At 64.0% G+C, this 26,131-nt stretch carries 19 protein-coding genes; 11 read left to right on the forward strand and 8 right to left on the reverse strand.

From position 1 onward, the window contains the following. Nucleotides 1-5: 5 nt before the first annotated feature. The 5 genes from pyk to AC6H4Z_RS16485 form a co-directional block, all read right to left on the reverse strand. Nucleotides 6-1,409: a pyruvate kinase gene (gene pyk / locus AC6H4Z_RS16465; RefSeq protein ID WP_497543047.1), complete on the reverse strand. Its 1,404-nt coding sequence runs from the start codon at nucleotides 1,407-1,409 to the stop codon at nucleotides 6-8. A gap of 49 nt (nucleotides 1,410-1,458) precedes the next feature. Beyond that, nucleotides 1,459-2,598 (reverse strand): transaldolase, encoded by a 1,140-nt coding sequence (gene tal / locus AC6H4Z_RS16470; RefSeq protein WP_497543048.1) that lies wholly within the window; start codon nucleotides 2,596-2,598, stop codon nucleotides 1,459-1,461. A gap of 84 nt (nucleotides 2,599-2,682) precedes the next feature. After that, nucleotides 2,683-3,999 (reverse strand): PQQ-dependent sugar dehydrogenase, encoded by a 1,317-nt coding sequence (locus AC6H4Z_RS16475; RefSeq protein WP_497543049.1) that lies wholly within the window; start codon nucleotides 3,997-3,999, stop codon nucleotides 2,683-2,685. Nucleotides 4,000-4,062: 63 nt separating this feature from the next. Then, complete coding sequence (locus AC6H4Z_RS16480; protein WP_497543050.1) at nucleotides 4,063-5,121, reverse strand: alpha/beta hydrolase; 1,059 nt, start codon at nucleotides 5,119-5,121, stop codon at nucleotides 4,063-4,065. Between the two features lie 2 nt (nucleotides 5,122-5,123). Further along, a complete protein-coding gene (locus tag AC6H4Z_RS16485) occupies nucleotides 5,124-6,509 on the reverse strand; it encodes a M20/M25/M40 family metallo-hydrolase (protein WP_497543051.1) in 1,386 nt (461 codons plus the stop codon). A gap of 135 nt (nucleotides 6,510-6,644) precedes the next feature. On the opposite strand from AC6H4Z_RS16485, the gene AC6H4Z_RS16490 reads away from it, so the two are divergent. Further along, entirely contained in the window at nucleotides 6,645-7,445 is an 801-nt protein-coding gene (locus AC6H4Z_RS16490) for a DUF4097 family beta strand repeat-containing protein (RefSeq protein ID WP_497543052.1), read from the forward strand. A gap of 4 nt (nucleotides 7,446-7,449) precedes the next feature. Here the strand turns inward: AC6H4Z_RS16490 and AC6H4Z_RS16495 are convergent, their stop codons facing one another. Next, nucleotides 7,450-10,389, reverse strand: coding sequence for an AfsR/SARP family transcriptional regulator (locus AC6H4Z_RS16495; protein WP_497543053.1), 2,940 nt, complete (start codon nucleotides 10,387-10,389; stop codon nucleotides 7,450-7,452). A 122-nt stretch (nucleotides 10,390-10,511) separates the two neighbouring features. Between AC6H4Z_RS16495 and AC6H4Z_RS16500 the strand changes: the two genes are divergently transcribed. The 9 genes from AC6H4Z_RS16500 (at nucleotide 10,512) to hrpB (ending at nucleotide 22,658) form a co-directional block, all read left to right on the forward strand. Continuing rightward, nucleotides 10,512-11,342, forward strand: coding sequence for a glycosyltransferase family 2 protein (locus tag AC6H4Z_RS16500; protein WP_497543054.1), 831 nt, complete (start codon nucleotides 10,512-10,514; stop codon nucleotides 11,340-11,342). Next, complete coding sequence (locus AC6H4Z_RS16505; RefSeq protein WP_497543055.1) at nucleotides 11,339-12,058, forward strand: polysaccharide deacetylase family protein; 720 nt, start codon at nucleotides 11,339-11,341, stop codon at nucleotides 12,056-12,058. Before AC6H4Z_RS16500 ends, AC6H4Z_RS16505 begins: the two co-directional genes overlap by 4 nt. 91 nt (nucleotides 12,059-12,149) lie before the next feature. After that, the gene (locus tag AC6H4Z_RS16510) at nucleotides 12,150-12,701 is read left to right on the forward strand and encodes a hypothetical protein (protein WP_497543056.1); all 552 of its coding nucleotides are present in this window, start codon (nucleotides 12,150-12,152) and stop codon (nucleotides 12,699-12,701) included. A gap of 98 nt (nucleotides 12,702-12,799) precedes the next feature. After that, a complete protein-coding gene (locus AC6H4Z_RS16515; RefSeq protein WP_497543057.1) occupies nucleotides 12,800-15,127 on the forward strand; it encodes a M14 family zinc carboxypeptidase in 2,328 nt (775 codons plus the stop codon). A 94-nt stretch (nucleotides 15,128-15,221) separates the two neighbouring features. Beyond that, complete coding sequence (locus AC6H4Z_RS16520) at nucleotides 15,222-15,554, forward strand: PadR family transcriptional regulator (RefSeq protein ID WP_497543058.1); 333 nt, start codon at nucleotides 15,222-15,224, stop codon at nucleotides 15,552-15,554. Then, nucleotides 15,551-18,253, forward strand: a complete 2,703-nt coding sequence (locus AC6H4Z_RS16525) for an ABC transporter permease (protein WP_497543059.1) — start codon at nucleotides 15,551-15,553, stop codon at nucleotides 18,251-18,253. The genes AC6H4Z_RS16520 and AC6H4Z_RS16525 overlap by 4 nt, the downstream gene beginning before the upstream one ends. Before the next feature lie 194 nt (nucleotides 18,254-18,447). Beyond that, nucleotides 18,448-19,134: a matrixin family metalloprotease gene (locus AC6H4Z_RS16530; RefSeq protein ID WP_497543060.1), complete on the forward strand. Its 687-nt coding sequence runs from the start codon at nucleotides 18,448-18,450 to the stop codon at nucleotides 19,132-19,134. A 32-nt stretch (nucleotides 19,135-19,166) separates the two neighbouring features. Then, nucleotides 19,167-20,102 (forward strand): Cbp1 family collagen-binding glycoprotein adhesin, encoded by a 936-nt coding sequence (locus AC6H4Z_RS16535; RefSeq protein WP_497543061.1) that lies wholly within the window; start codon nucleotides 19,167-19,169, stop codon nucleotides 20,100-20,102. A gap of 57 nt (nucleotides 20,103-20,159) precedes the next feature. Continuing rightward, nucleotides 20,160-22,658: an ATP-dependent helicase HrpB gene (gene hrpB / locus AC6H4Z_RS16540; RefSeq protein WP_497547059.1), complete on the forward strand. Its 2,499-nt coding sequence runs from the start codon at nucleotides 20,160-20,162 to the stop codon at nucleotides 22,656-22,658. Here hrpB and AC6H4Z_RS16545 read toward each other — a convergent pair. After that, entirely contained in the window at nucleotides 22,650-24,092 is a 1,443-nt protein-coding gene (locus tag AC6H4Z_RS16545) for a serine hydrolase domain-containing protein (RefSeq protein WP_497543062.1), read from the reverse strand. The genes hrpB and AC6H4Z_RS16545 overlap by 9 nt on opposite strands. Before the next feature lie 362 nt (nucleotides 24,093-24,454). Here AC6H4Z_RS16545 and AC6H4Z_RS16550 point away from each other — a divergent pair, with 362 nt between their 5' ends. Next, nucleotides 24,455-24,910 carry a PRC-barrel domain-containing protein gene (locus tag AC6H4Z_RS16550; protein ID WP_497543063.1) on the forward strand — a complete coding sequence of 152 codons (456 nt, stop codon included), beginning with the start codon at nucleotides 24,455-24,457 and terminating at the stop codon, nucleotides 24,908-24,910. Between the two features lie 5 nt (nucleotides 24,911-24,915). On the opposite strand, the gene AC6H4Z_RS16555 is transcribed toward AC6H4Z_RS16550, so the two are convergent. After that, on the reverse strand, nucleotides 24,916-26,037 hold the full coding sequence (locus tag AC6H4Z_RS16555) for an NAD(P)/FAD-dependent oxidoreductase (RefSeq protein ID WP_497543064.1): 1,122 nt from the start codon (nucleotides 26,035-26,037) through the stop codon (nucleotides 24,916-24,918). Nucleotides 26,038-26,131: the final 94 nt, after the last annotated feature.

Genomic DNA, 26,131 nt, shown 5'->3' on the forward strand with positions numbered 1-26,131 from the left:
CGCGACTAGACCGTTTCGACTTTCATCAAGTTGGTTGTACCCGGGACGTCGAATGGAACGCCTGCCGTAACGACGACGCGATCCCCCGTTTGGGCCAGCCCGCGACGACGAACCGCCTCGAGGCCAATCCGCACCATTTCATCGTACGTGCTGCAGTGCGGAACGAGTTCTGGGATCACTCCCCACACGAGCGCGAGCTGCCGGAAGGTCTTGCTCGTATCGGTCAGCACCAGAAGCGGAACACTCGGCCGATGCGCTGCGACGACGCGCGCACTGAAGCCGCTCTTCGTGAACACGATCAACGCGGGCGCGTCGAGCATGCTCACGGCCGCGCTGCTGGCCGCTGCGATCGCGAACTCGGTCGAGACGGCTTCGTCGCCGGAGCGCCGATCGTCGCGTCGCCAATGCTGCGGCTTATTCTCGATCTCGGTGATGATGCGCGACATGGCTTCCACCGCCAGTCGCGGGTACTGGCCGGCAGCCGTTTCGGCCGACAGCATCACGGCGTCGGTCCCATCGAGAATCGCGTTCGCCACGTCGCTCGCTTCGGCGCGCGTGGGTCGCGGATGCGTGATCATCGATTCCAGCATCTGCGTCGCCGTGATCACCGGGCGTCCGAGACGATTGCACAGCGCGATGAGCCGCTTCTGCGCATAGGGAACCTCTTCAAACGGAAGCTCCACGCCGAGATCACCGCGCGCGACCATCACGCCGTCGGACGCACGCACGATACTCTCCATGTTCTCCAAGGCCGAGTCCTTCTCGATCTTGGCGACGATGAGCATCGACTTCGGAAGCATGGTGCGGAGCTGGCCGATATCGGCCGCGCGTCGCACGAAGCTCAACGCGAGGTATTCCAGATCCTGCTTGATCGCGAATTCGATGTCTTCGCAATCTTTTTCTGTGATCGATGGTGCCGACACGCTCACGCCGGGAAGGTTGATTCCCTTGTGGCTCGTGAGTGGACCGCCGTGGAGCACACGCGCCGTAACGCGTGGTTTGGTGACGTCGAGCACCACGAGTTCGAGGAGTCCGTCGTTGATCAGAATGCGATCGCCGACGTGCACGTCCTCAGCCAGCATCTCGTAGGTGACCGGAATTTCACCCGCTCCCACCGACGACTCTGGCACGAGTATGACGTCGCTGCCGTCGTCGAGATGCAACGGCTTCGGCAGATCGCCAACGCGAATGCGGGGCCCCTGAAGATCGCCAAGAATGGCGATTGGGCGGCCCATTTCCTTGGCGACGTCGCGAACCATTGCGATCGTCGCGGCGTGTTGCTCGTGGGTGCCGTGCGAAAAGTTGATTCGGGCGACGTTCAGGCCTGCTTCGACGAGTCCGCGAAACGCGTCACGCGTTGAACTGGCAGGCCCCAACGTACAAACGATCTTGGTTTGACAGTAGCGCAAAAGAGTCCGTGTAAGAGTCGTTCGAATGCGAGCTACGATTGCAGCGCAATCAGCTCGCGACTAGCTCCTTTCCGAGTGCTTTGGTCTTTTTCTGAAGGCCGGCCAACAACGTCTCGAACGACTTCTGGAAGCTCGCGAGTCCGTCGACCAGCAGTTTGTCAGTGACGTCGCGCATCGAGATGCCGTTCTGCTCGAGCGACTGAATCTCTTTCCGCGCGGTATCGAGGCCGGTGTCGACAGTACGCTTCACGATTCCGTGATCGCGGAATGCTTCGACGGTTGCCGGCGGCATGGTGTTCACGGTGTCGGGGCCAATGAGCTCCTCGACGTACATGACATCGCGGTACGCGGGGTTCTTCGTGCTCGTGCTCGCCCAGAGCGGACGCTGAACCGTGGCACCGCGCGCCGCGAGTGCCTTCCAGCGTGCGCTCGACGTTTCGGTCTCGAAGAGATGATACGCTTCCTTCGCGTTCGCGATCGCGGCCTTGCCCTTGAGTGCTTCGAGCTCCGCCTGCTTGTTCGGCGCCGCCTTGATCGCGGCATCGAGTCGTTTATCGATCTCTGAATCGACCCGGCTCACGAAGAAGCTGGCCACCGAATGCAGCTGCGAGATTTCCTTCCCCGCCGCAAGTCGATCTTCGAGGCCCGCCATGTAGGCGTCGCTCACGGCATGGTACGCTTCGATCGAAAAGAGCAACGTGATGTTGACGTTGATTCCGTTCGCGATGAGCTGGCGAACAGCCGTCGCGCCCTCGACGGTGCCGGGAACCTTGATCATGACATTCGAACGATCGACTGTCGCCCAGAGTCTCGACGCTTCCGAGATCGTGGCCGTTGCATCGTTCGCTGCGCCCGGTGACACCTCGATCGACACAAAGCCGTCGGCGCCCTTGGTCTGCTCGTGCACACCTTTGAAGGCGTCGCACGCGCTACGCACGTCGGTCGTGGCGATCAACTCGAACAGCTCCATCGCCGTCAGATCACCCGGCGCCGACTTGATCTGATCGTCGTATACCGTGCCCTCGGCGAGAGCCTTCTCGAAGATCGTCGGGTTCGATGTCATCCCGGTGAGCGCGTCGTCGCGAATGCGGCGCGCGAGATCACCGTTACGCAGCATCGTGCGATCGATGTAATCGAGCCAGATCGATTGGCCAGCTTCGTTGAGAAGCTGGAGAGGATTCTTGGTCATTGCGTGCTCCTAGCGCAGCGAAGGATCGCCATCCGCGGACAGCGATCCTTGGTCGCTACGCACCGTCAGGGTGTCGCTCGAAATCTACTTCCCGGAATACACGATCTTGTAGATGCGCCCGCCACTATCGTCGACGATGTACAGCGCGCCGTCCGGCGCCTGCGCGATACCCGTCGGACGATGATTGCCCGTCGTACCGTTCGTCGCGTTGGAGAAACCGTCGGCGAACACTTCGTATGGTCCAGCTGCCTTGAGTCCGTTCAGCGGCTGAAAGACAACGTTGTAGCCACCAGCCGGCTCGGGCGACCGATTCCACGAACCGTGGAACGCGATGAATGCACCGTTCTTGTACTTGGCCGGGAACGCCGAGCCCGTGTAGAAGAACAGCGCGTTTGGCGCCCAGTGTCCCGGGAACACAGCAACTGGCTCCTTCTTCTGCGCGCACTGCGCGACCTTCTTGCCGTCGCCGCCGTACTCGGGCGCGAGAACGAGGTGCTTCTCTTCCACTGAGTAATAGCAGTATGGCCAGCCGAAGTCGTCGCCTTCGTTGACCTGCAGCAACTCTTCCGCCGGATTCTCGGCGTTGTACTTCGCGTCGAACGACCAGTTGCCGCTCGGGCCGCCGAGGTTGTCGCGACCGTGCTGCGTCGTCCAGAGCTTGCCGTCGATCGGGCTGATCGTGATGCCGACCGCGTTACGAATACCCTTGGCGAAGTGAACGGCCGTCGCGAACGCCTGCCCTTTCTTGCGCGCGTCGAACTTCCAGATGCCGGCGCGCGTATCGAGTTCCGTGCATGGATTCACGCCCGGCGATTCTTTCTCGCGATCCTTCACCTGACAGGAGTTCGTCGCCGAACCGACGTTCACGTAGAGAATACCATCGCGCGTAATCACGAAGTTGCGCGTGATGTGACCGACGCCCGACGGAAGGCCGGTCACGATGGTATCGGCCGGACCACTCGGGGTGAGCTCGCCCGCCTTGAGCGGAAAGCGAAGAATGGCCGTGGTGCGTCCGGTATTTCCGCCGCCACGCTGGCCAGGCGGCAAAGCCGGAAGTGCTTCGGTGTAGAGATAGCCGTCGAACAGCGCGACGTGCGCCGATGTAAACCCGGTCGCAAACTTTTCGATGACGTCGGCGCGGCCGCTGTGATTCAGTTCGCGGAGCGCGAGCACGCCGCCGGCGCCTCGGCCCTGCGATGCGAGAAACACATCGCCGTTCGGCGCGACCACTGGCTGACGCGCGCCCCGGAGCGTGTCCGCAAAGATCGACGCGCAAAAGCCCGGTTCGAGCTTGAGGCCGACGTTGTCCGGAGCGCACTTGCTCGCCGCCGCGGCCTGCGCCGACGCGAGCATCGGAATCGAGAGAACTGCAACCGTCGCCAACACTAGATCACGCCGCATATATCACCCGTGAAGGTCAGTTAGCACTTCGAACGCGCCCACCAGCTTTGCCAGCGCGGGCCATCATTTGAATTCTAGCGTCCTCGAGAAGAAAGGCAGCACGCTCGTCGCGAGCCGCGCTGCTACCCGATTCGTATGGTCGCCGTCGTACGTCTCGAACGTGTGACGAACGCCCGCTCGCGTGAACGCGCTGTCCATTGCCGCCTGTGAAGCGACCGATACGAGTTGGTCGCTGGTCCCGACGTCGAACATCAGCCCACGCAGCTTCTTCAACTTCTCGGCGTAGGTCGGGATCATGGCCAGCGGAGCGTGCGCCTGCCACTTCGCATAGATGCTGTCGACCGCCTGCAGCCGGCCATCGCGCGGCGCAAACGGCAGCGTGAGAAACATCGGACCCGCGCTCTCGTTTGGGCTGAACGCCGCCGTCATCGCGAGATAGACCTTTGGCAGAAACGGCAGCGTCGCTACCTCGGTCGTGGTGTTCACCTTCGCGAGCGACGTCCACAATTCCGATCGACCTGGATCACGCGAGAAGTTCGTGCAACACCCACTCATCGCGTATACCGCGCCATACACATCCCCGGCGTGACGCATCCCAACCGCGAACGCGCCGTAGCCGCCCATGGAATGGCCCGCCAGCCCGCGACTCTCCGGACGCGCGATCGTGCGGTACTTCCCGTCGACGTACGCCACGAGTTCCTTCGCAACGAAATCGTCCCAATTCCCCGTCGACGCGGAATTCGTATAGAAGCTTCCGTCGAACAGATTCCGTCCATTCGGCATCACGACGATCATCTCGCGCACGGTCCCGTTGCGCACGAGCGAATCCATGGCCGGCTTCACTGGACCTAGTGTCACCCACGTTCGCTCGGTCCCGCCAAAGCCGTGCAACAGGTACACGACCGGATAGCGCTTCTCCGGCGACGACGCGTAACTCGCCGGGAGATACACGAGCAAACCGCGATTGGGTGAATCGCCATACCGGTTGTTCGCCAGCGCCTTGGACCGAAGCGTATCGGGAACGAGCTGTCCGGCCGCCGACTGCTGCGCAGCAACGCGCGCGATCGGCGCGATGCAGCCCGCAACAATCAGTGCGGCGCGAACGAGACCGACGGCGCTCACTTTCATCTCGGCACAACGCGATCGACGTCGGCGAGGATATAGGCAATCACCGCCATGGTCGCGACGCACTTCGCCAGATCCTGACGGTCGATCACCGTCATCATGTCCGCGCTGGTGTGGTGATACCAGAAGTACTTGGTGTCGTCGACATCGAGCGCGAGACCGGGAACACCCTGCTGCAGAATCGGACCGACGTCCGCTTCCCCATCGCCCTTCTCGACTCGCGATGCGCCGATACGTTCGAGCAACGCGCCCACAGGCTTCATGAACGCCAACCCTGCGTCCGATCCCTGAAACCGAACACCGTTGGGGCGGAACACACCGTTGTCGCACTCCATTGCCGCACTGTGCTTCGTGAGTTCGTTGGCGTGTGCATCGCGATACGCGCGACCGCCGCGGCCACCGTTCTCTTCGTTGGTCCACATCACCACGCGCACCGTACGCTTTGGCTTGAGACCGAGTTCCTTCATCAGGCGCACGGCTTCCCACGCGGCAACGCTACAACCGCCATCGTCCATTGCGCCCTGGCCAACGTCCCACGAGTCGATATGTCCGCCGAGCACCACGACCTCGTCGGGCTTTTCGCTGCCGCGCAGTTCGGCCACGACATTGCGCGACGGAGCGTCGGGCAGCTGGTGCGCTTCCATCTTGATCGTCACGGTGATTTTCTCGCCGCGATCCTGCATACGATGCAGCATCTCTGCGTCTTCCACGCTGAGCGCAGCCGCGGGGATCTTTGTGACGGTGGTATCGTAGCGCGTGGAGCCCGTATGAGGACTCTGAATCGAGAACGACGCGACAGAGCGAATCAACGTCGCCACTGCTCCGACCTTCGCTGCGGCCGCCGGCGCGCCGCCACGATACGCGACTGCGTTCCGGTAGCCGTCCATGGCCGGCACGTTCTGCGGGAACGGATAGTCGAACAGCACGATCTTGCCCTTCGCCTCGGCCGCATGCTTTTGAAGATCCTCAAAGCTGTTCACGACGAGCACGGGCGCAGTGATGCCGGCCGGCGGCGTTCCGACGCTCATTCCCAGGCCAAGCATGTGCAGCGGCGCCGAGCGCGGCGATACCAGCGTGACCGATTCCTGACCACGTACCCAATGCGGCACCATTGCTGGCTCGCCGCGAACGTTCGCCAATCCGTCGGTGCGCATTCGTGCGAGAATCCAATCGATGGCGTCCTCGAGCGCCTTCGATCCGCTGATCCTGTTGCCGTACCGGTCAGTCACCTCGGCCAGGCGAGAGTACGCCATCGTGTCGCGGAGAGCGGCGTCGATCAGCCGGTTTGCGTCAGCGCGCTGCCGGTCGGTAATCGTCGACTGTGCGTGAAGCGTCGAACCAGCGAGTACGGTGGCGGCAGCAAGCGAAAGCAGACGGCGAGTCATAGGACGTCCGAGCGAAGCGAGGGTGAATGGCGAGCGCCTCAATATACGGTCATTCGAGGCGTTCCAACCATTCGTGGCGGGCCTCTGTCTCACCCTCCGATGGCTCACTCCACCGCCACGCCACCAGGAGCTCGTATGTATCGCCGCGTTACAATATCCGCTGCCCTCGCCGCATGCACCGCCGCGACGCTTCACGCTCAGAGCGTGAGAACCGGACAGTTCATGGACAACTGCAACCGGAATCGCGACGACTACGCGCAGGTCTGCCAGACGCGCGATTTCACCATGGCGGCCGCGAAGGCCCTGTCCGTCGACGGACGCGCCAACGGCGGCGTGACCGTACATGGCTGGGACAAGAACGAAATCCAGGTCGTGGCCATGATCCAGGCGCACGCCGAAACGGCGTCGGAGGCCGAGGCGATTGCCAAGGAAGTCGTGATTTCCAGCAACGCGGGTGATATCCGCGCGTCGGGACCCACGACCGGACGCCGCGAGTCTTGGTCCGTGAGCTACGAAGTCTGGGTCCCGCGACACACCGACCTGTCGCTCAACGCCAGCAACGGCGGCCTGTCAGTCGACGGAGTCGACGCACGACTCGAGCTCGAGACGGTCAACGGGGGACTCACTCTCACCGACGTCGAGGGCGACGTTCGCGGTCGCACGGTCAACGGCGGCATCACCGCAGAGCTGAGTGGCGATCGGTGGCGCGGCGCTGGTCTCGACCTTCGTACCTCGAACGGCGGCGTCCGCATGTACATCCCAACGTCGTACTCCGCGGTGCTGCAGACGGGCACGCAGAACGGCGGCATGGACATCGGCTTCCCGATCACCGTGCAGGGATCGTTCAGCCGACAGATCTCGACGCAACTCGGCGCCGGCGGTTCAACGATTCGTGTGATGACGACGAACGGCGGCGTGTCGATCCGTCGCCGGTAGTTCGCTACTGAACCAGTCGCCGAGAGAATCGGCGAAGACGACTGACGAACGGCGGCTGCGGCGCCTCTGCTACGATTGGGGGGCGCCGCGTTGCCATCAGGCGCTGATAGGCCGAGCGCGCGGTCGCGCTGTCACCCATTTGCAACGCAAGATCGATCTGCAGTTGGAGACCCGTCGATCGGTACCGCGGCCAGCCGCGCATGTACGACCGGCGGCGCAGAGCGGCCAGCGCATGGGCCGGATCACCCAGCGCTTGATAATGCCGAGCGACGATCAGATTCGCGTAGCGTGTCGCGTCGCTCACCGCCGGACCGCTGAGCATTAGAGAATCCAAATGTGCCAGACGATCGCGAGCTCCTGCTCCGCGCTCGGCCACCGCGAGCGATACGTCGAGTAGTTCGGCGCACGTCATTGGACTCGCGCCCACAGGCACCGGGAATCGGCCCGCGACACCGGCGCGCAGCGCCCGCACCGCCGTTCGCGTTGCGGCGGTATCGTGCGCCGCGAGGCGCCATTGACCCACGACGCACACGTCAGCCAGCCGGACCGCGCTGTCGGCGAGCGTCAAAGGCGTGCTCGCCGAGATGAGCGTTTCCAAACGCGCTGCCGCCGCGGCCGCCGCCGCTCGGTCGGTGTTGGCGTATAGCCCGTCCAGGACGCGAAGGCGAAGCTGCGGATGCAGCCCCGGCTGCCGGCGTCCAAGCTCTTCGGTGATTGCGTAGGCGCGCGGCAGGTCAGCGTTGTTGAGCGCGCGGCTGTGATTCGCCAACGCGAGATCAATCTCTTCGGCGTCGCTGAGCGGACGCTTACGGAGGATGGCGAGCGCGCGGTCCCCGTCGTCGATCGAGACGCCATCGACCTGACTGGTCATCGCGATACTGCGCAGCGCTGCACTCGGCGCATCGTCGAACGCGCGCCGAACGCGTGCCAGTTCTCGCGCGTCCTTCAGGGCCTGCGCCACGCGCCAGCGTACGAAAACGCTCATCGAGTCTTCGGAGTCGCGGCCGGCGGCGAGAAAGGACCGAAGCCCTGTCGTATCCCCATTGCGCGCCAGGAGCAGCGTCAACATGCGACGCGACGGAGCGAACGATGGATCGAGTCGAAGCGCGCGCTGGAATGCGTCAGCCGCACGCGCCGAGCCATCGTGCAGCCCGATCATTTCGGCGTCGTAGTAGAAGCTCTCGCCTAGAGCGTGCCAGCCTTCGGCGCGATCCGGAGCAACCCGAACCGCTTGCTCCCACGCGGCGAGCGATTCGCCGGCGGATGACGGTTCCGGATATCGAGGTCCAGCGAACGCGCGCAGGTATTCGCGGTCGCCAACCGGAAGTTCGCGCTGCCGCGCCCAGGCAACCGCCAGTCCGCGATCGTGCTGCTCGGCCGCGTTCACATGATCGGCCGACATTGCCAAACCCAGCGCGGCGCGCGCAAAGGTCGGCTCATGGGCCATCGCTTGCTCATACGCGCGCATCGCACCGTAGTAGTCGTCGCGGCGGTACGCCGCGCGTCCGGCGAGATACGCCCGCAGGGCTTGTGGAGCGACCGGCACCTGCGGAAATGCGCCAACGCGTTCGCCGGCTTCGGTGAGGATCAATCCGTTGACGACTCGATCGGTCAACACCATCAGGCTGTCTGGCGACCCACCCACATCGACTTGGGCCTTCACCCGGCTCGTCGCGGCGTCGACGAGCGACGCGTGGATCTTTACCCCGGCCCCGCCGTTCGCGGACGCGACCGATCCCATCACGATTTCTCCGGCGTCGAAGCCGCGCGCGATTCGCGCTGCCGCTTCGACCGAAACGGAGCTCTCCGGCCCGTACCCAGCCGTCTTCCACGCCTGCAACACACGCGCTGGATCGGTTGCGCGCTTCGCGTCGGGCTCAGTCAGTCGCGCAGCAAGGAGATCGAGCAGACCTTCGCGCAGGTAGGCACTCGCCGGTTCGGACGCTGCCACACTGAACGGAGCGATCATGATCGTCGTCGCGCGCGTTACCGAGCGATCGTTCGCCTCACGTGATGCGGCAACGCGCGTGGCAAATGCGGCGAATGCCAAGGCCGCGGCAGCGGACACCCACGCCACATTTCGCCAACGTCGCGCACGACGCTGCGAGCGGCTGTGATCCGCTGGCAGCAAGTCGATCGGAATCGGTGCAGGCTGAACCGAGACCGGCTCTGGCGTCGCGTCGGCTGGCAACGCGTCGGGAACGACATCCGACACGCGAGCCTTGGCCTGCGCAGTCCGCCGCAATTCCGCAACGAGCTCCACCACCGCGCGATCCGGCGGGAGGTCGAGCTCTTCACGCAGACGTGTCTTGTAGCTTCGCGACCGTTGCAGGGCCGTCGCATGGTCGCCTACCGCGATCAGCGCTCGCATGTACCGCGCGATGACGGCACCATCGAGCGGATCGTGATCGGCCGATCGCTCCAACCACCGGAGTTCGCTCGGCGAGTCGTTTGCGCGAGCCGCTTCGTCCGCGAGCGCCGCGATGGCAGATGACAACTGCCGCGCATACCGATCGCGCTCGCTCGAAACCCAGAAGTCGAACTCGGGATTGCCATTCAGATGGAAGCCGTCGAGAAACGGCCCGCGATACATTGCCACGGCGTCGGCAAAGCGGCGGTCGGCAATGGCAGTTTGGAAATCGCTTACATCTGAGCCTACTAGCGTTGGATCCAATCGCAGATCCGCGCCGCCGACAAAGATTCGTTCACCGCCGAGCGCTTTGCGGATGTGATACAGAGATTGCGTCAGCGCGTGGCGCGATTTATCCGGATCTCCTTCCGACCAGAGGAGCCCGAGCAGCTTGTCCCGCGACATCCCACGTTCGCCAACGACCGACAGGATCGTGAGAATCGCGAGCAAGCGACGCTGTCCGGCCGCTCCAGTCAGGAGCTCGCCGTTTCGCGTGAGATGAACGTTTCCGAGCGTGTGAAGCCTTAAAGTCACTGGGCCGGCGGGCGGTCTGATATCCATCTGATAGGGCCAGTCTATAAATGGTTGACCGGGCCCCAGGAATGCAACAATCCAGGGGTGGTCTTAGCGTCGAATGACCCTGCCCCCACGTACCAATGTCCGCTGTCGTACCCCTTACCTTCCCCGTTGGTCACATCGAGCCGGACGCCTCCGAGGCGCGCTCGACGGCTCGGGTACTGGTCTCCGTCGTCATTCCCACCCTGAACGAGGGGACGCAGATCGCCCGCGCTGTTGCGGATCTAAGCTGGGCGGATGAGGTCATCGTCGTAGACGGAGGCTCGACCGATGAGACCGTGAGCGTGGCTCAGGCCGCCGGAGCACAGGTTTTGGTGGTCCCGGGCGTGACCATCGCGGGCCAGCGGAATGCGGGAATCGAGGCGGCGCGGAACGGCTGGATCCTGGCTCTCGACGCCGACGAGCGAGTTACGCCTCAACTTCGGGCCGAGCTGGGTCAGGTCGTGAGCGGGGCCAGTCCGACGCACGCCGCCTACCGAATGAAGTTCCGGAACCACTACCTCGGCCGCGAGCTCAAGCACGGACCTTGGGGCCGGGATTGGCACATCCGACTGTTCACGCGCGATCGCCGGTACGTATGCAACCGCGTGCATGAGCATCTCGAGGCCATTTCGGACGTCGGAACGCTGACCGGTCCCATCCTTCACTATCCCTACCGCGACCTCACGCACCACGTGACCAAGGTCGTGAAGTACGCTCGCTGGGGCGCCGACGACCTTCACGCGCGCGGCCGAACCGCCGGCCTGTGGGAGCTCACAGCCCGCCCCACCTGGCGATTCATCCGCGACTACATTGTCTTCTCAGGCTGGCGTGATGGTTCCGTCGGCTTCGTGGCGTCGGCGGTCAGCTCCTTCGCGGCTTTCCTCAAGTACGCCTTCCTCTTCGCACGGAGTCAGTCGCCCAAGGCATGAAGCTCCCGATCCTGATGTACCATAAGATCGATGAGCTTCCGTCCGGCGTCAGAACTCCTGGGAATTTCGTGAGCCCGGCCCTCTTCGCCGAGCACATGGATGCGCTCCTCGCGTGGGGATATCAGGCGATCACGTTCGACCAGTGGCTCGACCACCGAGCGAACGCCAAGAACGTCATCCCGCCAAAGCCAATCATCATCACCTTCGACGACGGATACACGTGCTTCGACGAGCACGCGTGGCCGGTTCTCAAGGCGAGAAAGATGAACGCCACCGTGTTTCTCGTCGCCGGTCAGATTGGCGGAACGAACGCGTGGGAGCGCGACGAGGTCACCTTCCCTCTCCTCGGCGCTGAGCGAATCCGCGACCTCCAGGCGGAAGGTGTCCACTTTGGTTCGCACACCGTCGAACATCGTCCGCTCGCCCGCATTCCAAGCGATCAGGCGCTCCTCGAGCTGACGCGCTCGCGGCAGAGCCTCGGCGAACTGCTCGGGCACGACGTGGACGTCATCGCCTACCCATTCAGCAATCAGAGCAGCGAGGTGCGACGGCTCGCCAAGCAGGCAGGCTATCGCTGCGCGGTACGCGGCAAGGGACGGATGAACTGGCAGAGTACCGATCCGTTCGGTCTCCGCCGAATCAAAGTCGAGCCGGGAACGAATGCGAAAGAACTCGGACGTCGCCTCGTGCGCGAGCGATACTTCCGTCTGTTCTAGCACACACCCTGCTTTTCTCAGCAATCCATAGAAGGTGAGAGTGGGGATGTCGATTGTCGATTCGAGATCGCGGTTCACCAGATTTGCGCTCGTGACGATTGCTGCGATCGCGGCGTGCACGTCCGGATCGCATGAGCGGCAAGCGGGCGGCCTCCTCGATACATCGGTCGCAAAGACGAGCGCGATCATCGACGCTGCCGGCCCCGGCGTTCAAGTGACGCGCACGGACTCTCGCAGCATGACCAAGGCGACGGAATACCGCCTCACGCCAATCAATTTCTCGCGGTTCATGGCGGCGGCTGATAGCGTCGCATCGCGACAGGCGCGCGACCCGTCGATGCGCGAGTACCTCAGCGTGAACATCACCGACGCGGGATCGACCGAAGCGGACGCCGGTCTCAAATGGCTCGCGGCAAATCCGGCTGTCGTGACCGCGATCAACGCTGGCGGCATGTCGGTGCGCGACTATTTCGTGGCCTCGATTGCCATCGCGTCGGCTGAACGCTTCATCAATGATCCTGCCGCGGCGCCGCCGACGCCGACGCTCGCCGAAAATGCGACGTTCCTCCGGGGACATCGCGGCGAGTTGGAGAAGCTCGCGGCGCTTCGTGAGGGCCACCCAGTCATCGTTTCGAAACCGTAACCGAGCCGCGCCAGCACGACGCACGACTCGGCTGATCCCGCCTTCCGGCGGGCGCGGGCGCGGGGTAACGTCCCTCGGTACTCAATTTCGGGACACTCATGCGTCTGATTTCGCGTCCGCATTTCCGCCAGCGCATCGCCTTCGTTACGCTTGCGCTCGCCGCCACGTTCAGCGCGCCGCTTGCTCTCGCGGCGCAGCGACCCATTCCAACCCCAGCGTCGATCCTCGGCTTCGAGCCGGGCGCCGACCGTCATCTGCCGAGTTGGAAGCAGATCACGGACTACTTCGCCGCGCTCGACAAAGCGAGTCCGCGCGTCAGCGTGCGAACGCTCGGCAAGACGACACTCGGCCGGCCGTTCATCGTCGCCTTCATCTCCGACTCGAGTACGCTCGCCAACCTCGACCACTATCGTCAGATCCAGCGAAAGCTCATGGATCCGCGACTGCAGGCGGCGGGTGAGCGCGACAAGCTCATCGACCAGGGTAAGAACGTCATTCTCGTCACGTCGGCAATTCACTCGACGGAGTCCGGCGGCTTCACCACGCCGATCGTTCTCGCCGATCGGTTGGCGCGCGCGCAGGATCGCGAAGCAAAAGAGATCCTCGCCAACACCATCATCATGCTCGTGCCGTCGCAGAATCCCGACGGCGTCGACATCGTTGGCGACTACTATCGATCCACGCTTGGAACGCCGGCAGAGGGTCGTGCTCCGCCGGATCTCTACCATAAGTATGTCGGCCACGACGACAACCGCGATTGGTATTCGTTCACGCAGGTCGAGACGCGCTACACGGTCGATTCACTGTACACGCCGTGGGATCCGCAGATCGTCAACGACATCCATCAGCAGGGGGCGAACGAAGGCCGCATCTTCATTCCGCCGTACATGGATCCGATCGAGCCGAACATCGATCCGATTCTCACGGCGGCAACGAACGGCCTCGGAATGGCGATGGTGTGGCGTATGACGAACGACGGCTTCACCGGCGTCGCGAGCAACGCGTCGTACGATCAGTGGTCGCCGGCGCGACAGTACTCATTGTATCATCGCGGCGCGCGCTTGCTCACGGAAACAGCGAGTGCGCAGTTGGCCACGCCGGTCGACATTCCGTTCGATCGACTCGGCACCGGCCGCGGTTACGACGCGCGCGTGGTGTCGTGGAATTTTCCGTCGCTCTGGCCGGGCGGCAAATGGACGTACGGCGACATCGTCCGATATCAGACCGCCGCGAGCTGGGCGCTCTTTCTCGATGCGGCGGAGAATCGTCGCGCATGGCTCGAGGGCTACGCCAAGCAAGGTGACCGGGCACTCGGCAGCCTGCCGGCGTGGGGAACCGACAAGTGGCCGTCGGCAATTGTGATTCCGAAAACGCAGCCTGACACGCAGGCGCTCAAGCGCACGATTTGGACGCTGCAACACGGCCAGGTCGAGATTCGCGAGAGCACCGCGCCGGTGACGATCGAGAACAAGACCTATCCAACGGGCAGCTATGTCATTCTCACGAAGCAGCCGTTCGGCGCGTACGCCAAGGCGCTGCTGGAGCGACAGGCCTATCCCGATCTATTCGAATATCCGGGTGGGCCGCCGAAGCGTCCGTACGACGTGACGGCTCACACCGTGCCCCTGCTGTTTGGTATCGACGTCGCCCATGTGACCGGCGCCGCACCCGCGACGGGCAACGCGATCAAGGAGATCCCGGAGCCGACCTACACGTCGGTGCTCAGCGGCAAATCGGCGAAGCGCATTGCACTGTTCCGCCTGAGCACCAACGAATCGATGGATCACGGTTGGACGCACTGGATCTTCGACACTTACAAGATTCCTTATACGATCATCACCGAAAAGGACGTCGTCGCCGGCGGGTTGAACGAGAAGTTCGACGCGATCGTCTTTTCCGAAGGTGGAGTCGGTGGCGGCGGCGGACGTGGCGGCCGAGGTGGTGCAGGCGCCGGTGATCTGTTCACGGCGTTGGAGAGTTTTGTGAACGGCGGCGGCAATGTGCTCGCGTTCAATACGGCGTCTACGGCGATGATCGACGGGCTCAAGCTGCCGGTGAAGAACGTGCTCGCGGGTGTTCGCAATACGGATTTCTACGCGCCGGGCTCGATCCTCGGCGTGGAGATCAAGCGCGATCATCCAGTCGCGCGCGGATTCACCGCGACGACGCCTGCGGTGTGGTTCGAGAACGGGCCGGCATTCGAGATCTCTGATCCCGAGCAGGCGACGGCTGTCGCGACATATCCGGCCGCGGGCAATCCCCTGCTCTCGGGTTGGCTGCTCGGCGGCGCAAAGCTCAACGGCAAAGCTGCTCTCGTCGACGTGAGGCGCGGCAAGGGGCACGTGGTGCTGTATGGCTTCCGTCCGCAGTACCGCGGACAGGCGATGTCGACGTACCCGCTCATTTGGAGCGCCATCCTCGAGTAGCAACGCGCGGCGTATGGCGAGCGGTGGACGACGTACCTTGACATTCTAGGTACGTCGCAGCATGATGGTCCTAGACATTCTAGGTACGCCCATCATGCCCGCCGCTCGCAGCCCGCTCCTGCAAGGCACGCTCGACCTCCTCGTCCTCAAGACACTGTCTTGGGGACCGCGCCACGGCTACGCCATCGCGCGCTGGATCGAGGACACCACCGACGATGCCCTCCGCATCGAAGAGGGCTCGCTCTACCCTGCCCTCTATCGCATGGAGCGACGCGGCTGGATCGACGCCGCGTGGGACAAATCCGAAATCGGCCAGCGCATCAAGGTCTACTCGCTGACCACCAAGGGACGCGCGCAGCTTCGCGCCGAATCGGCGCAGTGGGCACACTTCACGAGCGCTGTCGCCAAGGTCATGGGCCCCGCGTGATTCCCGATCGCCTTCCATTGGCCCGGCGGCTCCGACGACTCGTCTGGCCCGTTCCGATCGAGACCGAGATCGGCGACGAGCTCGACGCGCACATCGAGCTGCAGACCCGCCGCTATATGGAAAGTGGAATGAACGAGACCGAAGCACGCGCGGCCGCTCGCGCGCGTTTCGGCGACGTCGAACGGGTGCGCGGCGAATGCCGAGTCATTCGAACCGATATGGAGAGCGACATGCGACGCGCCGAAATCCGCCAGGAAGTACGCATGGACGTTGAGTTCGCACTGCGCACGCTGCGCCGAAGCCCGTTGTTCGCCTTTGTCGCAGTGCTCACGATGGCGCTCGCGATCGGAGCCAACACCGCGATCTTCAGCGTGCTCGATGCAGTGCTCCTGAACGACCTGCCGTATCGCTACGCCAACCGGATCGAGATGATCTGGAACAGCAACGCGGAATCCGCGGCATCGCGCACCGCTGTCGCGCCGCCAGAGTACTTCGATCTCAAGGAACAGCTACGCGCGCATGATGCGGTCGCGGCAATCTCGCGTCAGCCGTCGGCGCTCATTGGCGACGGTGGCGAACCTGAGCGTCTCATCGCCTACGTCGTCACCCCCAACCTTTTCGACCTCCTCGGCGCAGCGCCCGCACTCGGGCGCGCATTTGGCGGCGACGACGGAACGCCCGGTGCGCCGCGCGTGATCGTCCTCAGCCATGCGCTCTGGACGCGACGCTTCGGCGCCGACCGCAACGTCATTGGACGCACTGTGAGTGTTGGCGGCCTTCAACGAACCATCGTCGGCGTCATGCCTCGAGGCATTCGCTTTCCCGACGCGCCGCTCGACTTTCTCCGTGAGCCGGCCGACCTCTGGATTCCGTCGACATTAGAGACCTCTCGGAACGCCGGCCGTGGCGACCAGTTCCTCGGGGTCGTGGTGCGGCGCAGTCCGGGAGTCACTGACGCGCAGTCGCGCGCCGACATCGACGCCGTGTCGGCGCGTTTTCGAGTGAATTTCCCGAAACGCTACGCGGTGGAAGCGTCGAAACATTGGCGGCTCGTGTCGCTGCCACTCCGTGAACAAATGGTCGGGTCGGTGCGAACGGGATTGTTCGTCATCGCTGGCGCCGTTGGGCTCGTACTTCTCATCGCGTGCGTGAATGTGGCGAACCTGCTGCTTGCGCGCGGCGCAACGCGACAGCGTGAGCTCGCGATTCGCCTTGCACTCGGTGCAGCGCGAGGGCGCGTCGTACGCCAGCTACTAACGGAGAGCGTCGTTCTCTCCGCCGCCGGTGGTGCGCTCGGCGTGCTACTCGCGTGGGTGGGCATTCGCGTTTTAGTACAACTCGACGCCGGGCAGCTGCCACGAATCGCCGACGCGCACCTCGACGCGAGAGTGATGCTTTTTTCTGTTGCGCTCTCTGTGCTCACCGGACTGCTGGTTGGCATCGTGCCCGCGCTGCAGCAATCGGCGGGCAATCTTCGCGGCACATTGAGCGAGGGGAATCGCGGCGCGAACGATGGCGTTGGTCGGCATCGTCTACGCGTCACGCTGGTCGTTGCGCAGGTAGCAATGGCTCTGATCGTTCTCGTTTCCGCCGGATTGCTCGGGCGCAGTTTCATCGCGCTCGGCCAAGTGAATCCAGGCTTCTCACCCGACAGCGTGCTGGCGGTGCAGCTCACGCTACCGCGCGCCAAGTACGACAGCCTGTCGAAAGTCGCGACGTTCTATCAACAGATTGTTGCGTCCACCGCAGCGTTGCCAGGCGTCACAGAAGTCAGCGCTGGATACCCCGTGCCGATGAGCGGCGACGGATGGAGTGGATCGTACAGAGCGGAAGGCGAGCCCAGCGGTCCGAACGACCCATTTCCGCACGCCGAATACGGTGTGGTGTTGCCGGGATACTTCCACGTTCTACGGATTCCCCTTCTCGCCGGACGCGATTTCTCGGAGGCCGATTCCAAGAACGCGCCGTCCGTCGTCATCGTCGACGAAACACTCGCGCGACAGCACTGGCCAAAGGAGAGCGCGATCAACAAGCGCATCAATCCGAACCGCAACGACGGCGAATGGGCGACTGTCGTTGGTGTTGTGCGACACGTTCGCAACGCCGGCCCGCAGTCCGAGGGAGAGGGACAGATCTATCTCCCGTACATGCAGGAGCCCCAATCGACGCTGTCGATCGTCGCGCGCAGTCACGGATCAGCAGCTGGGCTCGCTCAACCACTACGCGCCGTCGTCCGATCTGCAGACTCAGAACTGCCCATCTCTCGAATTCAGCCGCTCAGCGACCTCGCGGCGCGCACGCTGGCCAAACAGCGTTTCAACGCGATGCTCGTCGCCGTCTTCGCGCTCACCGCACTCCTTTTGGCGAGCATTGGCCTGTACGGCGTCATGTCGTACCTCGTGTCACAGCGGACTCGAGAGATTGGAATTCGAATGGCCCTCGGCGGCGAGCCCTCGGAAATCCGCACGATGGTCCTTCGCGAGGGAATTGTGATCTCGGCGCTGGGCCTCGCGATTGGCAGCGTCGTCGCGCTGATCGCCACGCGCGCGCTTCGGGGATTACTGTTCGGAATTGCGACGACCGATCCTGCCACGTATGCCGGAATTGCAGCGCTTCTCATGGTGGTTGGCATACTCGCCACCTATGGTCCCGCGAGGCGCGCTACGCGGGTCGATCCGCTGGTTGCACTCCGACAGTAAGTTCGTCAAAAGTCGGACTGGACACCCTGTGCGCCGTAGCGCAGGTTCGTCGGGAACTTTCGAGCCGACGCGGGTACGATCGTCATAAGGTCGGACCTCCCCGGTTCGCGCGCACGAAGGAAAGACCCCTCCGCAGCAAGGCCCCCTCCTTCTTTCGTAGTCTCTCCATGTTGTCTCGCAGGATTCTCCCCATCGTGGGACGCTCGCTCGTCGTCCTCGCCGCGGCCGTTACGACCGCCGGCCTGGCCAACTGCGCCACCTTCGCGCACGACGAGTCGCTGGACGGAACTATCGCGTCGAGGGCTTTTGGCTCGCGCGCGCGAGCGACGCTCGACGCGATCATGTCGGGGGCAACCGGCACCTACATCGGCCGCCTGCTCGCGGATCGCGATTCGGTCATCGAACGCTGGCCGGACCATGTGTCCGAGCCGCTCAAGGTCTGGATCGACTCGTCGTCCACGGTGAGTGGAGAACAAGCCGGCTTTCCCGCGGCGGTGCGCGCCGCGATCGCCGATTGGTCGACCACGGGGATTCCGATTCGCTTCGCGTACGTGGGGTCCGCGCGCGACGCCGACATCCGCGTCAAATGGACGGACTATCTCGACCGCAAAACGGGCTCGACCACTTGGCGTACCGATCGCGGCGGCTTCCTTACGCGCGGTGACATCACGCTGGCCACGCACATGGGCGACGGCCGAGCGCTCGATAGTCATGGCATGAAGGCAATCGCGCTCCACGAAATGGGACACGCCCTCGGACTGGCGCACAGCCTCGATGTCCACGACATCATGGCGTCGCTGGTCCGCGTCGACGCGTTGAGTGCCCCCGATCGCGAGACAATCAGATTATTGTATTCATTACCCGCGGGACACATCCGCTGAACGGCGTTCTCCCTACACTCGGCAATCGTCCTATGCGCCCCTCCCTCCGGTTTCTGGTTCCCCTCGTCGTGCTGATCGCGGCCTGTGACACCCAGGCCAAGGACCGGGCACGTACGCTGGCGCATGTCGATTCGCTCCGCACCGACTCCATTGTCGCGATCAAGAACGATCTGCTCAACGAGGTCATGGCCTCCACGCAGTTCGTCAACGATCTGAACGCCGAAGTTGCGAAGATCAAATCGCGGAAGCCCGCCAAGCTCACCGCCAAGCTGACGCGCGAGTCGGATCTCGGGGCCGTGAAGGAAGAGCGCGCCGCGGTCTACGCGCGCATCAAGGAGCTGGTCGCGCGCCTCGACTCGAGCGAGAAGCGCGTTGCGTCGCTCCGCACGCGTGCCGCCAGCCTCTCCAAGCATGACTCGACCATCGTCGCCCAGGTCGAGACATATGAGCGAACGATCGCCGAGCTGCGTCAGACGGTCGAAACGCAGAAGGCTGAGTATGAGGCAACGATCCAGAAGCAGACCGTCCAGATTGCGCAGCTCACGTCGCGCGTCGACACGGTGACCAAGGACAACGTCCGCCTCGCCGGCGAAAAGCTGGCGCTCACCGATACCGTCACGGCGCTGACCACGGAAAAGAACGTCGCGTTCTATGTCATCGGTACCAAGGACGAGCTGATCCATCAGGGCGTGCTCGTCGAAGAGGGGCACAAGCGCTTCGTTATCGTTGGCGGACGTACCGTGTCTCTCGCGCGCGATATCGACACGACCAAGTTCACGAAGATCGATCGCCTGCGCGATCGCGTCATCAACTTCCCCGCTGGCGACTACACCATCTTCACGCGTCAGAATCCGACCTTCGCGTCGCCATTCGCCGCGCGTGACGGCAAGATGTCCGGTGGCATTCGCATCGATCAGCCGGAACAGTTCTGGGAGCCGTCGCGCTTCCTGATCATCCTCAAGTCCTGAGCGCGCACCACACCCGCGCTCCTGAGTAAGACCGTCACTCCTGCACCGCCGCTCCCGATAGACCCGGTCGTTCCGCTTCTGCGGACGACATTGGAGTCGTCGAGAGCGGCGGTTTTGCAGGCGCCCCCAGGAGCCGGCAAAACCACGCGCGTTCCTCTCGCCCTCGCTGGCGCGCCGTGGCTCGGCGATCGCACGATCGTGATGCTCGAGCCACGACGGCTCGCCACGCGCGCGGCAGCGCATCGCCTCGCGGAGCTCCTGGGCGAAGACGTCGGCGAAACGGTGGGCTATCGCATGCGCGGCGACTCGCGCGTCGGGCCACTTACGCGCATCGAGGTCGTCACCGAAGGCGTGCTCACACGTCGTCTGCAACGTGATCCCACGCTCGACGACGTCGGGCTCGTCATCTTCGACGAGTTTCACGAACGCAGTCTCGACGCGGATCTCGGTCTCGCACTCACGCTACAGACACAAGCGCTCGTCCGCGACGATCTGCGCGTGCTCGTAATGTCCGCAACACTCGACGGTGGGCCTGTCGCCGAGTTGCTCGGCGGTGCTCCGATCATCACGAGCGAGGGTCGCGCCTTTCCGGTCGAGACTCGCTACGCTGAGCCGCGCGCGGGAATGCGCCTGGAGGCGAACGTGTCGTCGGCCGTCGCCGCGATCGTGGGCGATGAGCCAGGCGACGTTCTCGTTTTCCTCCCGGGCGCCGCGGAGATTCATCGCGTTCGCGCGATGCTCGAAGAACGGGCGCTGGACCGAACCGTGGTGCTGCCACTGTTCGGAGCGATCTCGCAAGAAGAGCAGGATCGAGCGCTGCGTCCTGACCCGAATGGCCGACGGCGAATCATTCTCGCGACGTCGATCGCCGAAACGAGTCTGACGATCGACGGCATACGCATCGTCGTCGACAGCGGCGTCGCCCGCGTTCCGCGTTTCTCGCCGCGCACGGGCATGACGCGCCTCGAGACTGTTCGCGTGTCCCGGAGTTCGGCGGATCAACGACGAGGGCGCGCGGGTCGCCTTGGTCCGGGCATTTGCGTCCGACTCTGGCCGGAGCATGAGAATTCTCATCTCCCGGCAAACGCGCCGCCCGAAATCAGCAACGCCGATCTCGCTCCGCTCGCGCTCGACTTGGCGGCTGCGGGAATTACAGATCCGCAGGAGTTGAAGTGGCTCGATCCACCCGGGGCCGCGCCCTTTGCGCAAGCAAGGGAGCTGCTCCGCGAGCTGGACGCGATCGATGCCGCCGGCCACGTGACCGATCATGGTCGTGAAATGCGAACGCTGCCGGTGCATCCGCGGCTCGCACACATGCTCGTTCGTTCGCGCAACATGGGCGCCGTGCAACTCGCCTGCGAGCTCGCCGCCTTGTTGTCCGAGCGGGACATTCTGCGCGGCGTTGGCGGGCCAATCGACGCGGATGTCGGTCTTCGCCTGGAGCTGATTCGCCGCGAGCACTCGTCTGCCGCAAACTCTGCTGGCATCGACGTCGATCGCGATGGCCTGCGACGCGTTCGGAGCGAAGCCGATCGTCTCGCACGTCAGCTGCGAGCGGCGCGCGACGAGAGTATCTCGCTCGCCGCCGCGGGAGCCCTGCTCGCTCTCGCGTATCCCGATCGCGTCGCCCAGCGACGCTCGGGCCAACGCGCGCGCTTCGTGCTGCGAAATGGGCGCGGCGGCGAATTGCTCGGCGCACAGTCGCTTGCGGCATCGCCGTACATCGTCGCCGCGGAGCTCGACGATCAACGGCCAGAGAGCCGCGTCTTTCTCGCGGCGCCCGTTTCGCTCGACGACATTCGCAGCTCGTTCGCCGATCAGATCACGAACGACGACGTCATCGAATTCGACGAATCGTCATCGAGCGTCCAGGCACGACGACGCGAGACGCTGGGCGCAATTGTCTTGCGCGACGTCGGCCTCGCAGACCCGGATCGGCGGCTCGTACGCGAAGCGATGGTCGGTGCGATTCGCCGCCGCGGAGTCGCGGCGCTGCCCTGGTCAGACACAGCGCTTCGGTTTCGCGAACGAATCGCCTTCGTCGCTCTGCATTCCGACGGCTGGCCAGACGTCTCCGACTCTGCCCTGCTCGAGCGGCTCGATGATTGGCTGGGCGACGCACTCGATGGCGTGCGACGCTGGACTGACCTCACGCGCATCGATTTCGTCGCGGCGATCGGCAATTTGCTGGACTGGCGTCAACGCCGGGAGCTGGACTCGCTCGCGCCAACTCATCTCGACGTCCCAAGCGGCTCGAGTATTCGTGTCGACTATTCGGACCCCACATCTCCTGTGCTGGCGGTTCGGATCCAGGAGGTTTTCGGCCTCACCGATTCGCCGCGGCTCGTTGGCGGCCGAGTGCCGGTGACCATGCATCTCTTGTCGCCGGCGCAGCGTCCCGTGCAGGTGACGCGCGATCTCGCCGGTTTCTGGCGCACCAGTTATTTCGACGTACGTAAGGATTTGCGCGGACGGTATCCGAAACACGACTGGCCGGAAAACCCGCTCGTCGCAACGGCAACCCGTCGCACCAAGCGACCTCCAACGTCAGGGTGACGCGTCTCGCCGTGTGAATGCGAGATCTCTCACGCGATTCACGGTCAGGGCAAACCCAGTGACTCGGCCCGTCGCATCACGCACCACGCGCATCAGAATCTGATCGCGGTTCATGAGCAGATCGTCGGCGAGCGGGACAAAGCGAAGGTCGTCGGCGTGCGGGCGCGACAGCACCAGAACGCCCTCGCGCGCGGCGGTAGTGATCGCCATGTCGAGCTCCGCGCTGTAGTAGCTGCCGGCCAGCTGCGCGAGCTGATCGTTCCGCTGCCGCGCGCCAGATGAATCACCCGGGGCTTGCGACGCACCGAACGCCATGAGGCTCGGCTGCGACGACGGACCTTCGGCTACGTGCGTCCTCTCGTCGGCGAGGCCGAGGAACACACGACTAATCTGCTCCGTGAGCGTTGCCGGCGCTTCGGATGTATTGCAGAGCGTCATTACCGTGAGATGCTCGCTCGGCACGCGCATCATCGAACTGCGATAGCCGCCGTACGCTCCGCTGTGTGAGAACGTCTTCAAGCCACGGAAGTCGCCAATGCTGAGACCAAACCCATAGCGAATTTCCTGACCGTCGTTCAGGCGTCCGGCTGCCTCGAGCAACGCAATGCCGGCCTTGCCGCCGACGCGGCCACTTTCGAAGTTCGCGTCCCATTTTGCGAGATCTTCTATCGTGGAATACGCGCCACCGTCGCCGACGATGTCGAACTGCGGTTGGCTCAGGCGATAGCCCTGCGCATCCGGCGCGTAGCCAACGGCGCGCTGGCGAATCAGCGCCGTGTGGTCATCACGGAATTCCGTATGCGCCATTCCAAGCGGATTGAAAATTCGCTCGGCCGCAAAGTCGCGCAGCGATTCACCCGACGCACGCTTCACCACAATCGCGAGCAGCGCGTAGCCGGTGTTGCTGTACAGGAATTCGTCGCCGGGCGTGAAGTTGAGACTGCGCTGCCGGCCAACGAGCGCCAGCAACTGCTGCTCGGTCAACGGGCCATCACTCGGCCAGCCAGACACGGCGAGCAGGGTGAAGTAGTCGCGCAATCCGCTCGTGTGGTTGAGCAGGTGTCGCAGTGTGATCGGCGTGCCGAACGACGGCACTTCGGGAATCCACTTCCGCACCGAATCGTCGAGCGACAGGCGATGGTCGCGCGCCAGCAGGACAATCGCCATCGCCGTGAACTGCTTGGAGAGCGATGCGACGTAGAAGGGCGTCTCCGACGCGTTTGGTATCTCGTGCTCGAGGTCGGCCATGCCGTACCCTTTAGCGAGCACCAAGGAGCCGTTCAGGCGGACTCCGACAGCACAGCCCGGCTTTCGCCTCGAGGCAAAGGGCGACAGCAGCGAATCCACCCAGCGCGCGGCCGAGTCGACCGCAACGCGCTGAGCCATCGCAGGAGTGGTCGACAGGAGCAGAAGCAGCGAAGCACGTCGAAGCATCAAGCAACCCCCTCTACCCGAAACATTCACGCGTTTCTCGTCCTGTCCAGACGTAGACGAGCTCGCCTTTGAGCGACCCGTACATTGGCGCCGCCCTTGCAAGGTGACCTGGCGTACCCCCGGAAAACGAACCTGGGTCCGTCACGTTAGAGATCTTTGTTTCCAGCGCGGGCTGTGTGCCAGCGCCGACGGTCGAGGCCACTGGTCCACTATCCAAACGGCTGCCCGGTCCGCAGAGTTTCCGGGTGGGCACACGAGCGCACAAAAACGGAGCGCGCAGAACTATGGATCGGCAGGATCGTGACGAGACCGCAGCGCACAGCGGCGAGCCCTACGCGAGTGAGCGTGAGCAGCTCGTGCCCATGAGCACTCTCGAATCCTGGACCGTCTCCGAAGGCGAGCCAGACATTCGCGGGTGGGAGGTGCGCACGATTGGAGGAAGACGCCTGGGTGCGGTCGGAGACTTATTGATCGACGACACTGCGGGTGAAGTCGTCTTCCTCGACATCGATCTCTCCGCGAGCGACCGCCGGACTTTCGTTCCGGTGCGCGTCGTTCTCATCGATCGCACGCGAGAGCTCATCCTCATGGACTCCGCCGACCTACCCGATGCCGATGCGGCTCGCGGGGATCGTTCGCGCTATCCGGGACGACGCGCCGCGGACGTCGGAACGGTTCGCTACCCAATGAGAGATCGCGAGGTACTGCGCGATCGTCCGCATTCGCCTGACGATGCCCCGCTTCGCTCGGCGGCGCCCAATTCCGAACGGCGACGCGCCGAACGTCGGCGCATCGATCGCATGAGCACCGAGTTCTAGACGCGTTAAGCGCGCAGCAGACTCGCGAGCTCCGACCGCCCGCGCACGATCAACTCGGACACGGCGCGTCCGCACAGTGCGCCGATCACGTTCCCCGTTCCAGAATACGCTCCGATTGCCCACACTCCCGGCCGGACCTCTTCGAGAATCGGCAGGCCGCTCTGCGTATACGCCACGGTCGCTGCCCAGCGATGCGTGATCGGCGCCGTCGATCCAATCTGCTCGCGTAGCAAGCGTTCTAGCGCGTCTTGCACAGCGGGCGTCGGAGAAATGTCCGTCGTCCACTCGGCTTCGCCGCCGACGTCGCGACCGCCGCCGAGCACGATGCTGCCGTCGCGGAGCTGCTGCCAATAGTCGAGGCCCCAGCGCGAATAGATCGGACGTGGAAGATCCACGTTCGGGTCGGGCGCTGTCGCGAGCATTTGCAGGCGGGCGCTTCGAACGCGCGATGCCAGCTCCGGGACCACGACATCGAGCTTGCCGTCGACGGCGACGACAATGTGCTTGGCTCGCACGCTGCCGTGTGGCGTCACAAGCAGACCGTCGCCCACGGACACGACCGGCGACCGTCCGAACAGCTGAGCGCCGCGCGATAGCACCGCCGACGCCAGCGCCTGACACCGCGCGCCTGGATCGAAGGCGGCATCGGCCGGGAACAGCAGTCCGCGTCCCTCAGGGCCATCATACCAGTCCACAGGCAACGCGTTATGCCGCATGGCCTCGTACTGATGACGGCAGTCGTCCAGCTCTTCCGTCGACGCGGCAATACGAAGCGACCCCGTGCGCCGAACAGCGGCCGGCGCCTCGGCGGCAATGCGATCGATCTGCTTTAGCGTTTGCTCATAGAGCGCCGTCGCGACTGGGGCACCGAGCCGAGCGACGGCGTCGTGGTGAAACATGGCCAGGCCGCCGAGTAGAAATCCGCCGTTCCCGCCCGCGGCGCCGGCGGCGATCGAGACCGCGTCGACGCCCACCACGCGTTTGCCCCGGTCGAGCAAATCCTGGATACACGTCAGACCCGATCCCCCAAGGCCGACCACGCAAACATCGGCCTCCCTCTGCGAAGTGAGCTCGGGCAGTTGCAACGCATCGGGGTCGTCCCAGATCGGACGGTTCGTCACGGACATGCGAGAAATCTATTGACCTGTGTCGTTTCGCGTCTGTACGGCTTGTGTGATGATGTGCCACGCGTGAAACCCACCCAATGGAGCGCACGTACGA

The sequence above is a fragment of the Leucogemmata humicola genome (assembly GCF_055379415.1).